This is a genomic window from Gilvimarinus chinensis DSM 19667 (genome assembly GCF_000377745.1).
GTDB classification, from domain to species: Bacteria; Pseudomonadota; Gammaproteobacteria; order Pseudomonadales; family Cellvibrionaceae; genus Gilvimarinus; species Gilvimarinus chinensis.
On the sequence record NZ_KB898707.1, the window covers coordinates 166,685 to 182,381 of the forward strand.

The following is a 15,697-nucleotide window of genomic DNA, read 5'->3' on the forward strand; positions in this document are numbered from 1 at the left end:
AGCACGGAGCATTGCTCCGTGCACAAGATCAGGCCAATTACGCTTATCGACCTGGACTGGTGGTAAAATCCCAAACAACAAGGTTAGCTACCGTTAATTCACCGTTATGACGGAAGTCTACTTTGATGTCATTGTTACTTTGCAGCACTTCGACCGGCACCGGGATCTCTAGTGTGGCGAAGTAACGATCAGCTTGGTAATCAGCCGGTCCGCGCCAGTCAATCGGCGTATCCACCTCTACCCCATTGATGGTCAGTGTATTAATGGTGAGGTTGCCGTTTGGCACATCGTCTTCGCTCATGTACATAGCAACGGTCAGGCGCAGCATAGCCTCGGCCGGGCCAGAAGGCACCTGCACATTGTTAATCGATACCGGAATGTCACCACCAGCAATTGACACACGATGCGGCTCACTACCACCGCTGACACTGTTGCCAAAGTACTTCTTCTCTTGCACTTGCTCGTTAACCGCTACATTGTTATTCATGGTGTAGCGCAAGACGATGGTGCCGTCTGGTGCGAGCGTTACCGTGCTTGGAGCCTCGTCCATAAAGCGACGATCCAGCTGAGTTTTGTGATTGGCATCAAAGTGCATATCACGCATTTCAACCTTGGACACATTACCAAGCGACAGCCCGTGTAAGTTAAGATTTACGGTAGTGGACTCGTCTTCCAGGTTGTTCAGAATAACGAAGACTTCATCACCATCTACGTAAGATTCGATTTGTACATCCGCATCGGATGATCGGGTATCCACACGGGTGCCATCAACGTCGTCCCACAGCTCGTAAAAACGAATGTAGTCCGACCAGGTCCAATCGCCTTGGTTGAGGTTCTCTTCGATCAACATAGCGTAGTGATAACGTACGTTGCAATCAGGCACCTCTTTGTAACCACAAACGCCCAAGGTGGTGTAACCATCTTGCGCACCAACATAGCCCCATAACGGCTTGGCTGGCGTAAAGGGCATAGATTTAATAACGTAATCTGGGCGCTCCAAAAACTGCATTAACATGCCATTAAAGGATTTCAGCACTTCAGATTCGTATCGCGGTTTGTGCGGCAGGTTATCCCAGCCCCCTTGCACAGCGCCGTATTCGGATAACACGATAGGCTTGCGGTTGTTCATGCCGTTTTCGTGCACGTCATACCACTCCATCATATCCAGCATGCCCTGCACATGGCCGCCACGACGCAAAGTACCTTTGCCGCCTTCGTTAACCGAGGGCCAGTCGTAAATGTGTACAGCGTAAAAGTCCATGTTGTCGCCGGCGGCGTCCATAAAGCCTTTCCACATCACGTCCCACTGATACCAATCCAGCGCGCGTGTATCATCCACGGTAGTCGCCATACGGCTTTGGAAAAACGCTTCCGACTCAGCCTCTACTGCCGGGTCATCCGCTACGATCCACTGATCGTAAGAATCATCGGCATAGCGTGAGATACCATCGCGACGATAGAAATCGTGCTGCCCCCAGGTCATGCCCCCTATCAGCGGCGCCTCGCTACCCAAGCGCGAGCGAATTTCTTGCGCCACCAGATTGTGATATTCCCAAATTTGCTCCTGGTTGGTCACCATAAATGCACCGGTTTTCATTTTCATATCCGGCTCGTTAATCACCTCCCAGTAGGTTGGCGTAGGCTCACCCACGTTGCCATTGCCGCTATTGGCAAAATAGCTTTCCAGGTATTTACCCACCCACTCGGCAGATGTCTCGATATTCATCGGCTGCCAACCAGCCCATGTCTTACCATTGTCGTACCAGCTCAAGGTGGGGTATACAGGATGTGGGTTTGTACCAGCGATCATCTGTGTTTTGGATTCTGGAAAACGCGAATAGAACGGATTGTCTTCATAGGCTTGACGTAGCTCCGCGCCGCGACCTTCCATCCACTCCAAGTCGGCCATGTTGGGGCGGTTGGGATCTTCCTGGGTATCCTGAAACTTCCAGGTAGCCGAGCCGTTGTCACGCCCCATATATACATCGAGTTCGTTCAAAAGGTAATTCAGCTTATCGGCATGACCTTCCCAATCCTGCTCAAATACGGTGCTATGAACCGTCATATGACGGTCGCGGCCAAAATCCGAAACACCATTTACAATATGCTCAATATTAGCATTCACGTGAACGTCTACCGACTCCACCGTGCTCACTTGCGAGGATGAACAACCCTGCCCGTTGGCAAACTCACTGCCTGGGGTAGCAGGACAAACATCAACACTGTTAACCACACCGTCGCCATCGCTATCGCGGCCCGAGGCAAGACAGCCATCGGGGCCTACATTCATGCGGAAGGTGTTGGGGCACTGGTCGTCCCAGTTAAAAACACCATCAAAATCATCGTCATCGCCGCCGCTGGTAGCACAACCGACGGAGTTTACAAAAGCGTCTATTGCACTATTGGGGCATTGATCTTCTGCATCATTAATACCGTCAACATCGGTATCCAGCTGCGAGGGAGAACACCCTTCGCCGTTAGCCGTTTCACCACTCGGTGTACTGGGGCAAGTATCATTGATATCGGCAACACCGTCGCTGTCACCATCCAAGCTATTATCGACCGGTCCCAAATATTTAAAGACAATATTGTCGATATTAAACTGAAAATCTTGGCTACCGGCGCCGGTAATACGAATTTTGCTAATACCGGGGTATATATTAAAACGCGTGCTGGAGGTTAAGTCATAAAAGGTATCCCAGCCCCCCTGACTAACGACATCAGTGGTATTTTTAAGTACCAAATTCCCTTGGTGATCGGTCAGCATTAGGCCCACCGCAGTGCCACTGGCATTGCCGGTGCCCACACGGTAAACCGCTTCGTACAAACCGCCCTGAGCGTTATCAATATCAAACTCGAGGTAGTCACCGGTGTTAAAATAGTTAACCGCATGGCCGCCGTTAACGCTGTAAATTTCTACCTCGCCCCCCACCGAGTTAAAACTTTCAGCCTCAAGGGAAAAATCACCCGATACGGTAACGACGCCACCAGGCACTTGCGAGCTCGAGCTTCCAGAGCTAACCGATGAACTGGAGCTACTGGCGCTACTCACAGAGCTGGAGCTGCTTACAGAACTGCTCGAGCTACTTACAGAACTGCTGGAGCTGCTGACCGACGAGCTAGAGCTGCTAGAGCTAGCACCACTGTCACTGACAAAAGCCAAATCGAATTTATCAATGTTCCACTGCCAATCATTGCTGCCCGAGGCCAGCAAACGCACCTCAACTACACCGGCAGGTAACTGAACGGTATGCCCCGCAACCTGTGCCTGGAAGTTGTCCCAACCGTTAGCGGTGACACTTTCAGCGCCCTGGGAAACCCAATTACCGTTTTGCTTAACCTGAAACTCAACCTGTGCACCCGAGGTAATAGCGGTACCAATAAAGTAGGTCAAGTCATAAATACCAGCACGCGACACTGAGATTTGATACTCGATCGCATCGCCGCGGTTAATATAATTTAACGCGGTGCTGCCATTCACCGAATAGGTACTAACCGGTGTTGCCTGGCCGTCGGCAAAGGTGCCACTTACCGCGTGATAGTCTTCCGCCTCCTGGCTGATGTCCGAGGGAGCTTCAGGCTCAGTTTCAGATTGGGTTAAGGTCAGCGAAAACTCATCCAGGTTCCACTGCCAATCGTTGGCGCCGCTGCCGGTTAATCGAATGCTGACATTGCCGGCCGGCAGTGTGACTTCGTGAGTACCGTCCAATGGCTGAAAGTTATCCCAGCCACCGGTGGGTACCGTGGTTGTGCCCTGGCTTTGCCAGGTGTTGCCGCTTTTAACCGACAACTCCACCTCGGCGCCGCTGGGCACTGCGGTACCAATTAAATACTGCACGGTGTAAATACCGGCATTGGCAATATTCACTTCGTACTCGACATAATCGCCACGGTTAACGTAGTTAATAGCCTGTACCCCATTAACCGTGTAAGTACTTACGGCTTGAGGCTGACCATCGGCATAACTACCACCAAGGGCGGTAAAGTTTTCGGCTTGAATCTGCACCGTTTGCGCAAGCGCATGCGACGCCATTGCGCCAGCCACCACAGACGAAACTGCGCAGGCCAGTGCTAATCGGGAAAAACGTTTGACTCTCACAGAAATAACCTCCAATTGTTTTATTATCTAGGTGTGCCGACAAACCTGCCCAGTCCAATGGCGGTATTTGTAAGCGGAGCGGCTGCACGGAAATGGCAGCCTAGGGAGAGGACATCTGGCACAAGCGCGCTCCTACGCGTCCTGCGCTCTATCGCCCGTGTTTGAAAATTTCACTGACAGTAAGAAATGTACTGCTTCTGTTTATTTTGTATACAATCTACTGTCAACGATAATTTATGTAAAGCTTGGTGGCTAAAAAACAGCCAAAAAAGCCAAGCAGCTCACAATTTAAGGGCACATGGAAGAGTAAAGCGACAAACGGCGGACACAAAAAAGGGGCCGAAGCCCCTTTCACAAACATTAGCAGGCTGTCGAACCCTTAATACTTGTATCGGTACGGCCAGCCGGAAAATTGTGGATCGCGTGACGGGTCCGCATCCCAGGGCCAGCATTCAAATGTAACTTCGCCTTTGCCGGGCCTAAATCGCACCAAGCCATATCCTTCACTTTTTAATTGCCGGTCTGCCAAAAATTTGCCCCAGGTAGTGTTATCGTCCTGAAAGTCAGCGTGGCTAATTTTAGGATTGGCAACCGCCAGAACTCGCATTTTATTGCCAAAGGTATCGACAAAATTACCGGTATTCGGATCATTATTGCGCTGATTGTCGAGCGCTTTAGCCGGCTCAAACCAACGCTGCCAAAAAGCTGCCGAGGCAGGCCCGGAAAAGAACAACACCCCGTCGTCAAACGAGTCGAGACACTGCTCGGCCAGCATGCCCAAGTGCTGATCGCCCGATAGCACTACCGCCTGCGCTTTTTTCGCCAAAGCGATAGCGCGCCGGCGGCCGTCGGGTGGATAACCATTGGCGTCATAATCCAGCAATGGCTCGCCTTTCTCGTCCGTTTGCGGTGAGCCCCACATAGATGCGGTAATAATCGCCTTGGGCATACCTGGGCGCGAGTTAGCCCAGTTCTCTAAAAACTGTTCCTGACGTGCACCCAAAAGCACACCCCTGGTGGTTTCGGGGTCGGGATCGTAATCGGGCGCGGTTTTAAATTTGCGATCTTCGACAAACGCAAAGTTCACCCCTCCGTAGACAAACGAGCCATAGTACACAGGGATACAACCGTTAATGGGGGTAGGGTCATAGGCGTCAGGGTTATGGCTGCACTGCACCCGATACACCATTCGCACTAAATCTAAATCCCATTTAAAGCCACCGTCTTCTTCTTTGGGGCCACCGGATACACCGGCCTGCCCCCACAGGTTACCCTGCAGCACATCGTGATCGTCCACCAACACGATAGAGGGGCGACTACGGGCCATATCGCGAAACGTCCATAGCCACAAATACCAACGGTATAAGGTATCTAACTTTGCTTGGGGCGTATCACGGCCGTAGCGCGTCGGGTAGGTCTCGTAGTACTGATCGCCAACAAACAAGCATAGATCGGGGTCGTGCGTCGCACTATTGCTAACCAGCTCATTGTGAGGAAAGAAAATATTGTCCGGGGTGTAGCGGCCCAATTCGCGCTCTTCGGGAATCAGCTTTTTATAATGACCTTCATCAAGTGATTTGGCCGTCGGAATAATACAAGAGTACAACCCCACTTTTAGTTCGTCGGGGCTGGCTTTATCTTGTCTAAACTGCCCGGTAAACGCTGGGTACTGTGTAGCATCCGGGATGACAATCCGATAGTCCACGGCCTGCGAAGCATCCCAATCATCGGCCCGAAAACGCGCCACAAATCCATCTTCAATCGCCGCAACAGCCCGTGTTTGCCACTCGCCCGAGGCACTTTTAAGTTGCAGCTGGGCGTTGGGGTGCGCATCAGTATTGAGCGGAAAAAACTGCGCGGTTAATTTCATAACGCGCTGGTTTAGGCTATACAAACAACCCAACACCGGGCCTTCAGCACGACTAGGCTCGGCGAGAATTTTATCTCCGGCAGTGGCAATGTCTTTAAACCACCAGCCCGTACCCGGCTGTTTGGCCGGTGTCGATGACACCAGCATAATCCCGCCCATTAACTCGTCAGGTGCCACGTCAGTGCGCACGGCAAAACCTATTTCGCGTTCGGTCTTTGCATCCAACGCAATCAGACGTATATCAAAACGGTCGTCAGCAACTGGGTCAATATGACAGTCAAGCACCACAGCCCGATCCCCTAGCTCACCAATCGGTGACGCCCCGGGGCGGGTCAGCGACTCAAACACCAGAGTGTTCTTAGCCTCGGAAAAATCCTGAAATCCCAGCTCGCCCTGGCTGTTAAGCGTGGCCATAAAGCCGCCGCCTACACCAGAAAAGCGCTGCGCCAAGGCACTGGCACGGTAATCCAGCTGACCGGCACCCACGCCCAGCAACAGGCCACAAAAGCCCGCTTTACCCGGGTGTAAGGCACCTACCGTTACGCGAATACGAGCCGGTTTGTGGGCGTCGGTTAGCTCGCGGGTTAACAGCGATACCGTGCGAACCTCGTAACTCTCATCGCTTTGCACACACTCGATGCGGCCGTTATTCGCCTGCCAGTCCTGCAAGCGGTTAGCCCAAAAGTCGCGACCAAGCCACGTTTGATGATTATTTTCGATGGTTAAGAAATCAGTGGGCATAGCCACCGCTGAGGGTCGTTCGGCAGCGGCGAGAGCAGCAAGGCTAGGTGCGATGCTCGCACCTAGCCCGGCTGACGCCGTCAACTTGATAAATTGTCGGCGTTGCATTTATTCGTCTCCGTAGCGTTCGTCGTAAAGATCGCGGCCAAGCTCTTTCGCTGCCTCTACCATTTCTGGATAGGGAGTATCTGTCACGTCGACGAAACCGACATTGTAGTTCTCACCGTCGTGGGCCCGGCCCGTAAGCGGTGAATCCATATACTGAAACCAATGCGCCCCGACAAAGTATGGATTCTCGATGACGGTATCCATGTAACGCAAGTACATTTGCGCCCGGTCATCCTGATCTTCGGCGTGAATCAAGCCCGGGTGATACAAGCCGCGATCCATTGCGCCCATGTGGAACTCACCAATAATGCTGGGCTTGTCGATCTCGGCCAAAAATTCCCATTTCTTTTTGTTCAGTCCTTCTTTGTAAACATTGTAGCTAACCACATCCGCGTACTTAGCTGCAGCGCGTACCACCTCAATGGGCATACCCCAATCGGGCAGACGTGAACCGAGATAAAGGTGGTTGGGCAAATGCTCTTGCACCGCATCGTGTACCACGCGGTAATACTGAGTAGCGTAATGCTCCAGCATATCGCCGTAATCCACACGTTGGGCTTCGGTAATCTCGCCAGGCGTAAAGCCATTGTCAAACTCTGCCCAGTCGGCAAGCTGTAGATTCCACGCTTGGTTAAAAGCCTCAATGCTTTCATATTTTGCTTTCATCAGCTGGCTAAACTGCGCTTTGGTGGGCACGCTTGATGCGTCGCGGCCCAAGGTGTTAATGACAATGCCATAGCGCAGCTGGTCCGATTCCGGGCGGCCAAAGCTCATTTCATTGTCGATAAACACACCCACACACCAAGGAGTATTTTGCACCTCGGCGGCCACTTGCTTAGCAGTTACGTTAGCACGCTCGGCAAACTTAGGGTCGAACACATCGGGCAGCGGGCCCCAGAAGTCGTTCCCACTAGAGACCTTTTTAAAATCACCAATGATCCAACCATTGGCAAAAAATGGAATCTGTTCGTTACTGTAAAAGCGCGGATCGGTCCAGTTACCTAAAGAAGTAAAGCCCCAGTTGAGCATACGCTTTAGAGTTACATCTTCCCACTTATCTAAAAAGCTATTGGGTGTATCTTCGCCGTATTTGCGCTCGAGGTTGGCCTGATAAAAGCTAAAGGTTTCACCGTGCTCAAGTGGACCGGAGTGAGCCGCACGACGGTAGCTGTAATGGTTTGCGAGCTCGTCGTCCATTTCGGGCAGCCAAGTAAACATATCGGCACGAGTTTTGGAGGCCACAAAACGGGTTTTCTTGGCTTCATCGCTGACTTTAAGCATACCGATGGAGTCTTCTGGAGTCAGATCATTTTCATCTCGCTGATCGATCTTATCTTGATCATAATCATAACCGGTCATGGTCGTAGAGTTAGAAAGGCGAATAATATCTAAGCCGGTGGCAAAGTAGAGGTAGCCCTCTGGGTCTACCAACGCCCATTTACCATCAACCTTTTCGGTGCGAAAGTAACCGGTAGCTTCAAGCTTTGGACCGTTCTTCCAGCCGCTAAATTTAGAACGATCGGCCATGGCTTGGCCGTCTAATTCGGCCAACTCGGCGTCGCGCACTTGATGCAGTTCTTCCAGGCTATCAATTTTATCAGCGTAGTCGTACTTGGCGTTTTGGCCAAACTCGTCGACGATACCCACCAAAAACTCTTCGTCCATTTCAGGGTTAGGCGTTAGCCGAACATTGTCGATACTAATAGTTTTGTTGCTAACCGCGCCCTGCACACTTAACGAGATCTCGGTAATCTGGGACACATCCAAACTCTTAACGCCCCACATCCAGATAAAGTGGGTATCTTCACCGCTCCAGGTAGGCGGATTTGAGCGCAAACCAGAAGAGAAATTAAGCTCAGTGGCATCGTCGTCACCAGCCGCTTCAATATCGTGGCCGGCTAACTTCGCGTAATAGGTTTTAAAGCCACCTCGGGGCACTACCACACTACGGGTTGCCACATTACCTTTCCCATCTTTTATATTTAAATATACTTGGGTGGATTGATCGCCATCATTCGCCATATCCATGCTCAAGCTGAAGCTTTCAAACTCACTCCAATCCCAAGGCTGATCGGGTTTGAAAGTAAACCCCGCATAGCCGTTTTTCTCCGACTTAAAATCAACTTTGAGAGCATGGCCGCCGTTATTATCGACTCGCGTTGCTTCTATGGCAGCGGGCTGAAAACTGCCATCCAGCGGATTTTCAAAGTCGTATAACGTAGGCAAAGAGTTTGATTCGGAATTTACATTCTCAGCTTTACTGCTCTCGTCGCTAGAGCTGTTACAAGCCGAGAGTGCTGAAATGGCGATAAGCAAAAGTGACGGTTTGAATGCGTTTAACAGGTTCATATTCCACTCTTATAATTTTGTTTCTCTATAAAAAAGCCAAAGAACCGTGCAGTCCTTTGGCTTAACTTTTGATCTAACTACAGAAGCATCGGTAAGTATCTACTCTTGCAAATACACAGTTTTCTTTTCCAAGTATTGCTCGAGACCGTATTTACCGTCTTCACCACCGGCGCCGCTGAGCTTCCAACCGTTATGAAACCCCTGGTGCTGCTCGCCGATACCCCGGTTTACATATACTTCTCCACTTTCCACCTCATCAATGTACTGATGGATATAGCGCATATTCTCGGTAAACAGGTACGTAGAGAGACCGTACTCACTGTCGTTAGAATAACTGATGGCTTCGTCGATAGATTTAATCTTAACAATAGGCAAAATCGGACCAAAGGTCTCTTCGTGCACTAATATGTTGTCCTGTGCAACATCACCTAACACAGTGGGCTGATACCAATGACCATTAGGATACTCGGGAACAACTGCCACACCGCCACCAGTCAGTAGCTTCGCACCCTGCTCGATCCCCTTTTTAACCAGAGCATCGATATTTTCAATTTCCCGGGCGTTAACCTTTGGACCCATAGTGGTTTCCGGATCCATCGGATTACCCACCTTGATACCTTCTACCAGTGGTAGCAATTTAGCGACAAATTCGTCATACACAGATTCGTGTACATACAAACGTTCGGCACAGGTACAAACTTGACCGCAATTTGCAAAACGTGTGGTAAAGGCCGCGTCGACAGCAGAATCAAGATTGGCATCTTCCATAACTATGAAAGGCGCTTTACCGCCCAACTCGAGCATCACCGGAGTTAAATGATCAGCACTAGTACGATAGATTGTCTGCCCCGCAGGCGTACTCCCTGTCATAGTAATAAGACGAGTAATGGGGCTTTCGCACAAACGCTGTCCGACCACTCGCCCTACGCCATTAACGATATTTAAAATACCGGCAGGAAGACCTACTTCATTGGCAATTTCCCCCAACGCTAATGTTGCCAGTGGTGTCTCCTGAGTGGGTTTAACCACAATCGCGTTACCGGTAACCAACGCCGGACCAATTTTACGACCGGCCAGCGCCAATGGAAAATTCCAAGCGGTAATAGCAACTACAACACCACGTGGTACTTTATGGATATAAATTTTTTCGCCAGGATTATCGGAAGGCAGGATATCGCCCTCGATAGTTAAGGCGTTATCACAGGCGTATTCGATAAAAGTAGCCGTGGCTTCAACTTCGGCTTCGGCGACCGCCAACAATTTACCCTGCTCAGTAACCAACAACTCTGCTAGCTGAGGTTTTTTATTACGAATCGCCTGAGCGAAGTTGCGCATTAAACCGGCACGCTCTCGCGCGGTGCGCTTAGCCCACAGTTTTTGCGCGGCGCTAGCGCTCTCTAACGCTGTTTGAGCGTCTTCGGTGGTGCCTGCCGGAATAGTCCCCACCAGCTCACCCGTGGTGGGGTTAAGCACGTCAAGGGTTTCGTCAGAGCTGGACGGCACATACTGGCCGCCCACAAAGTTAAGATTATTTTTAATCATAACGTTTACCGCCCCATCCAGCCGCCGTCTACAAGTACGACGCTGCCGTTCATGTAATCAGACGCTTTCGAGGCCAAGAATACCGTGGGGCCTTTAAAGTCGTCCGGGGTTCCCCAACGACCTTGCGGAATACGCTCCAAAATAGCTTTGGAACGATCTTTATCGTCACGCAGCGCCTGGGTGTTGTCGGTAGCAATATAACCGGGAGCAATAGCGTTTACGTTTACGCCTTTAGGTGCCCACTCATTTGCTAAGGCTTTAGCTAACTGGCCGATAGCGCCTTTACTCGCAGCATAACCCGGCACCGTGATACCACCCTGGAAGGTCAGCAGTGAGGCGGTAAAGATAATTTTACCACTACCGCGCTCTGCCATGGTTTTGCCGATTTCACGGCTCAGAATAAACTGTGAATTCAGGTTAACTTCAATCACCTCATCCCAGATATCGTCGCCGTGCTCGGCAGCGGGCGCACGCTTAATGGTACCGGCGTTATTAACCAAAATATCAATTTGGGGGTGATCGGCTTTCACCTGCTCAATAAAACTTTTCAGGTTGTCACGGTTAGAAAAATCGCACTGGTAAGCCGAGAACTTACGGCCTACTTTCTCTACTTCTTTGGCAACCTCGGAGCCTTGTAATTCCAGCGAGGCAGATACGCCGATCACATCGGCGCCCGCTTCGGCCAAAGCAACGGCCATAGCGCGACCAATACCGCGCTTACAGCCCGTAACCAGAGCGACTTTACCGCTTAAATCAAAATAGTCGTTCATTATTCCGCTCCACAATCAATCAGTGTTTTCATGCCCGCTGGGTTTAAATCGATACCGGCAAAGGCATCGCCAATTTTATCCAGAGGCGAGACCGCACTGATAAAGTTGTCGATAGTGATTTTTCCGCTAGAGATTAGGTCAATGGCCTGGTCAAAATCTTTTGCTTCATAAACACGAGCGCCAACGAGTTCCAGCTCTTTCCAGAAAAACTGGAACAAGTTAACCTGAGGCTTCTCAGAGTGAATGGCAACCATGCAGATGCGGCCGCGAACTGCAGCGATTTCGGTCATGGTGTCAACCGCAGGCTGCACGCCAGTTACCTCAAAAACCACATCGGCGCCTTTGCCGTTGGTCCACTCTTTAACCACCTCACCAATATCTTGTTTGGTTGGGTCAACGGTTTCAAAACCTAGCTTTTCAGAGAAGGCTAAGCGATCGGCGTTAACCTCTGACACCATAACCTCGGCGCCAATACCTTTGGCTACCGCGGCAATTAACTGGCCAATAGGGCCACCGCCCAACACCACTGCTTTTTCACCTGCTTTAAGGCCGGCGCGGGATACATCGTGACAGGCCACGGATAAAGGCTCGACGAGCGCGCCTTGCTTTAAGCTAACGTTTTCGGGCAGCTTATGCAGCGTGCGAGATTTAACCGTCCAGTAACTTTGGAAGGCACCTGTGGTATCTACACCCATAAAGTTTAGGTTATGGCATACATGAGAGTGCCCTGCCTCACATGCAGGACATTCACCGCAGTAATCCAACGGGCGAACCACTACTTTATCGCCTGGTTTATAATCCGTTACGCCTTCCCCGACCTCAGCAACAGTACCGGACATTTCATGGCCAATGGTCTGAGGAATAGAAACACGCTTATCCATAACGCCGTGATAGATATGCATGTCAGTACCGCAAATACCGGCGAAACCAACTTTGATACAAACTTCACCGGCATTGGGTGCTACTTTCGAGCCTTCGATAACATCGAAAGTTTTGTTGCCTGTGTATCGTGCCGCTTGCATACGAAACCTCAATTTGCAGAATGAATTAAATATGGATTAAGTAACGAGTCATCAAAAACAACACCGGTACCTGGAACGTCAGGCGCAACAGCCAAGCCGTTTTCGTCGATAACTAAAGGATATTTGGTGTACTCGTCAATCGGAAAAGAGTGAACCTCAAGCTGACCAGCATTGGGTTGGGAGGCCATTAAGGAAACGTGCAGCTCATGCATACCATGGCTGCAAACTGGCAAGTTATACGCTTGAGCCAATGTGGCTACCGCCAGCCAACCTGTAATGCCACCAATATTCGATGCGTCAGGCTGAACAAAACCCAGCTTGGCTTGGTTAATGGCATAGGTAAATTCGTGAACCGTGTGTAAATTTTCACCCATAGCCAATGCAATAGAGGTAGCGTCAGCAATGCGCGCATAACCCTGGTAATCATCCGGAATCGTAGGTTCTTCAAACCAGGTGATATCCTGATCAGCAATCGCATTGGAAAATCTGATCGCACCTTCGACAGTCATCGAATAATTCGCATCGACCATAAAAGATATATCGGGTCCGATCAGGTCGCGAACCGCGCGTACACGTTCTACATCTTCGCGATAATCATCTTTACCCACTTTGATTTTTACAGATTTGAATCCGCGATCAAGATACGACTGAATATTGGCCAATAATTTTTCTTGGGTAAAGTTAAGATCAATACCACCGGCGTAGCAACGGGTTTTATTGCTCAGGCCTCCGGCAACTTTCCACAATGGCTGACCCAATCGCTTACAACGGATATCCCACAAGGCGATATCGACCGCAGACTGAGCAAAGCTCACCAAACCGCCCCTGCCAACATAATGTAAATGCCACTGAATTTTTTCCCAGATGGCTTGTATCTTTGCCGAATCAAGGCCTTTTAACATTGGTGCCAACTCATCGGCCAACAGAGAGTAGATAGCACGACCGCCTGTGCCACCTGTATAGGTGTAACCGACGCCTTCTGTGCCATCCTCGCAGATCACTCGACATAGCACTAACTCAAAGTGTGTATGTGTGCCGTGCTTTGCATCCGCGAGTACTTCTTTTAATGGCACCCGATAATACTCGACCTTCACTTCGGCGATGGATTGCGCCGCTTCAGACGAGCGTTGTTTGGCAGCCGTAGCTTTATTTGTCATTTCTTCACCCAAAACTTCTTTCATTCGCTAAGAGTAAATCCCCTATTGTTTATTGTCAACAATTTGCTCTTTACTGGAAGCTAACATTGTCTCGATTTCTTCAATCGTTTTACCTTTGGTTTCAGGCATCAACCAAGCCAGCAAGACCAGCGCCAACACCGCACTTACGCCATAGGACAGAAACACACCTGACGAACCCATAACCTCAAGCTGAATAGGAAAGAGTTGCTGCACCATTGCACTGACAATACTGGCCACCAGGGCCATAGCCGGAATTGCAATACTGCGTACGTGAATGGGAAATAATTCAGAAAAGAGCACCCACATGACTGGACCAATCGAGAATTGAAATGCCGCTATAAAGGCCAATACACCTAATAAGATGACCGTTGAATTCATAGTCGCAGCATATTGGAAAAGCACCGCTTCATTATCCCGTGCGAGCTTAGGCCCTAAATGCTCAGCCAAAGCCGCTTTAAAACTCAAGTCACTGTCAAAGGTCACACCTAGTAGCCCCTGTAACCCAGACACATCTAAATATTCAGCCAAGCTCGCCAAGGCTTCGGCAGATAATGTATAAGTCGCGTTACTGAAAGCCCAGGCGCAAGATAGCAAACTGACACCCGCCACCACCAAACCGACAATGATCAGAATTCGACGCCCCAGTCTGTCAATCAGTGCCAATGCTAATGCCGTGGCCACAACACTGATCAAGCCAATGTAAACACCGTTAAACAGCGCCGCATTGGTACCCAGCCCCACTTGCTCAAAAATAATGGGGGCGTAAAACATAACCGCATTAATACCAACAGTCTGCTGAAAGAACGCAATGACAACGGCGATGATCAATGCTTTACGTATAGCGGGGGAAAACAAATCCTGGAGCTGATGCCATACCGTGCGATCCTGATGACCATGATGTGAACTATCGCAAATAGCCTGCAGCTCTTCCTCACACTGCTCAGGCGGCAATAGCTTTGCCAACACCTGTTTCGCCTCTTCATTGCGTCCGCGCAACACCAACCAACGGGGGCTCTCCGGAATACTGAACAACAACAGCACCCACAACAATGCCGGCACTATTTCCACACCCAACATCCAGCGCCAGGTTTCGCTATCTATTTTCAGGCTACTGACCCAACCGGTCTCTTGTTCCGATAACCAGTGCACACCAAAAACGGATAGATAGGCAGCGGACAATCCAACAACAATGGCCATTTGGTTCATTGCCACCAACTTGCCGCGTGCCTTTGGCGGAGCAATTTCACCAATATACATAGAGGCAAGAGAGAGCGAGGTAAACGCTAACCCTCCCAGAAAACGTGCCGCCACCAATGTTTCGTAGGTTGGCGCAATGGCGGAGGTAACGGCTGATATCACATATAAAGAAGCAATAATTTGCAGTGTTTTTTTCCGCCCCAGCTTATCGGCAAAATAACCCGCCATAAGCAACGCAAACAGCACTCCGTAACCCGGAGACCCCACAACGAGCCCAACTTGAAACGCCGAAAGATCAAAGACCTCTGTTACATCACGTACAACGCCAGAAATTAATGCGGCGTCCAGGCCAAAGATGAATCCGCCGAAAGCCACAATAGCGGCGTAACGAACAGCAGCAAACTGATAGGAGGTCATAGAAATTACCAAAGCCTAATTATTATCAATGATGTGTCAGCGCTAGGCACCGCTGACACATATTGCTTACTTTCGCCAACTGGCGATTGTATACAATATACTATACACTTTAGTGAATCGTAAAGTAATCGTTTTCATGTCAACGACTTAGCGAAGCAAAAAACAATAAAGATCTCGTTCAACACCCCCCTCGGGGCCTAAACCAAAGCTAACAATAAACTCATGGCGTTCAGCGCCGTATTTTCAGAGGTACTAATGACTATTCAAATCCATAAAAAGGTCTATCTGACAGCTGCTTTAGCCGGCAGTCTGGCGTTATCCGCCTGCGGTGGAGGTTCATCCGATTCAAATGACACGGGTAGCAGCTCCAGCTCCAGCTCCAGCTCCAGCTCCAGCTCCAGCTC

At 50.1% G+C, this 15,697-nt stretch carries 8 protein-coding genes; all 8 read right to left on the reverse strand.

What is annotated here, in order from left to right:
* Nucleotides 1-43: 43 nt before the first annotated feature.
* The 8 genes from D568_RS0106575 to D568_RS0106610 all read right to left on the reverse strand — a co-directional run bounded on the left by D568_RS0106575 (nt 44) and on the right by D568_RS0106610 (nt 15,293).
* Nucleotides 44-4,099 carry a carbohydrate-binding protein gene (locus D568_RS0106575; RefSeq protein ID WP_245551611.1) on the reverse strand — a complete coding sequence of 1,352 codons (4,056 nt, stop codon included), beginning with the start codon at nt 4,097-4,099 and terminating at the stop codon, nt 44-46.
* A 379-nt stretch (nt 4,100-4,478) separates the two neighbouring features.
* The gene (locus D568_RS0106580; protein ID WP_020208795.1) at nt 4,479-6,818 is read right to left on the reverse strand and encodes an alkaline phosphatase D family protein; all 2,340 of its coding nucleotides are present in this window, start codon (nt 6,816-6,818) and stop codon (nt 4,479-4,481) included.
* Nucleotides 6,819-9,167: a beta-galactosidase gene (locus D568_RS0106585; protein WP_020208796.1), complete on the reverse strand. Its 2,349-nt coding sequence runs from the start codon at nt 9,165-9,167 to the stop codon at nt 6,819-6,821.
* A 99-nt stretch (nt 9,168-9,266) separates the two neighbouring features.
* Nucleotides 9,267-10,709, reverse strand: coding sequence for an aldehyde dehydrogenase (aldA, locus tag D568_RS0106590; protein WP_020208797.1), 1,443 nt, complete (start codon nt 10,707-10,709; stop codon nt 9,267-9,269).
* Between the two features lie 5 nt (nt 10,710-10,714).
* On the reverse strand, nt 10,715-11,479 hold the full coding sequence (gene kduD / locus D568_RS0106595; RefSeq protein WP_020208798.1) for a 2-dehydro-3-deoxy-D-gluconate 5-dehydrogenase KduD: 765 nt from the start codon (nt 11,477-11,479) through the stop codon (nt 10,715-10,717).
* Complete coding sequence (locus D568_RS0106600) at nt 11,479-12,501, reverse strand: zinc-dependent alcohol dehydrogenase (RefSeq protein WP_020208799.1); 1,023 nt, start codon at nt 12,499-12,501, stop codon at nt 11,479-11,481. Before D568_RS0106600 ends, kduD begins: the two co-directional genes overlap by 1 nt.
* A gap of 8 nt (nt 12,502-12,509) precedes the next feature.
* Nucleotides 12,510-13,658 carry a mandelate racemase/muconate lactonizing enzyme family protein gene (locus D568_RS0106605; RefSeq protein WP_157497728.1) on the reverse strand — a complete coding sequence of 383 codons (1,149 nt, stop codon included), beginning with the start codon at nt 13,656-13,658 and terminating at the stop codon, nt 12,510-12,512.
* Nucleotides 13,659-13,700: 42 nt separating this feature from the next.
* Complete coding sequence (locus tag D568_RS0106610; RefSeq protein WP_020208801.1) at nt 13,701-15,293, reverse strand: sugar porter family MFS transporter; 1,593 nt, start codon at nt 15,291-15,293, stop codon at nt 13,701-13,703.
* Nucleotides 15,294-15,697: the final 404 nt, after the last annotated feature.

Coding starts and splice junctions, on each gene's coding strand:
- D568_RS0106580 (WP_020208795.1), bottom strand. CDS start 6,818: ATGCAACGCCGACAATTTATCAAGTTGACGGCGTCAGCCGGGCTAGGT.
- D568_RS0106585 (WP_020208796.1), bottom strand. CDS start 9,167: ATGAACCTGTTAAACGCATTCAAACCGTCACTTTTGCTTATCGCCATT.
- aldA (WP_020208797.1), bottom strand. CDS start 10,709: ATGATTAAAAATAATCTTAACTTTGTGGGCGGCCAGTATGTGCCGTCC.
- kduD (WP_020208798.1), bottom strand. CDS start 11,479: ATGAACGACTATTTTGATTTAAGCGGTAAAGTCGCTCTGGTTACGGGC.
- D568_RS0106600 (WP_020208799.1), bottom strand. CDS start 12,501: ATGCAAGCGGCACGATACACAGGCAACAAAACTTTCGATGTTATCGAA.
- D568_RS0106605 (WP_157497728.1), bottom strand. CDS start 13,658: ATGACAAATAAAGCTACGGCTGCCAAACAACGCTCGTCTGAAGCGGCG.
- D568_RS0106610 (WP_020208801.1), bottom strand. CDS start 15,293: ATGACCTCCTATCAGTTTGCTGCTGTTCGTTACGCCGCTATTGTGGCT.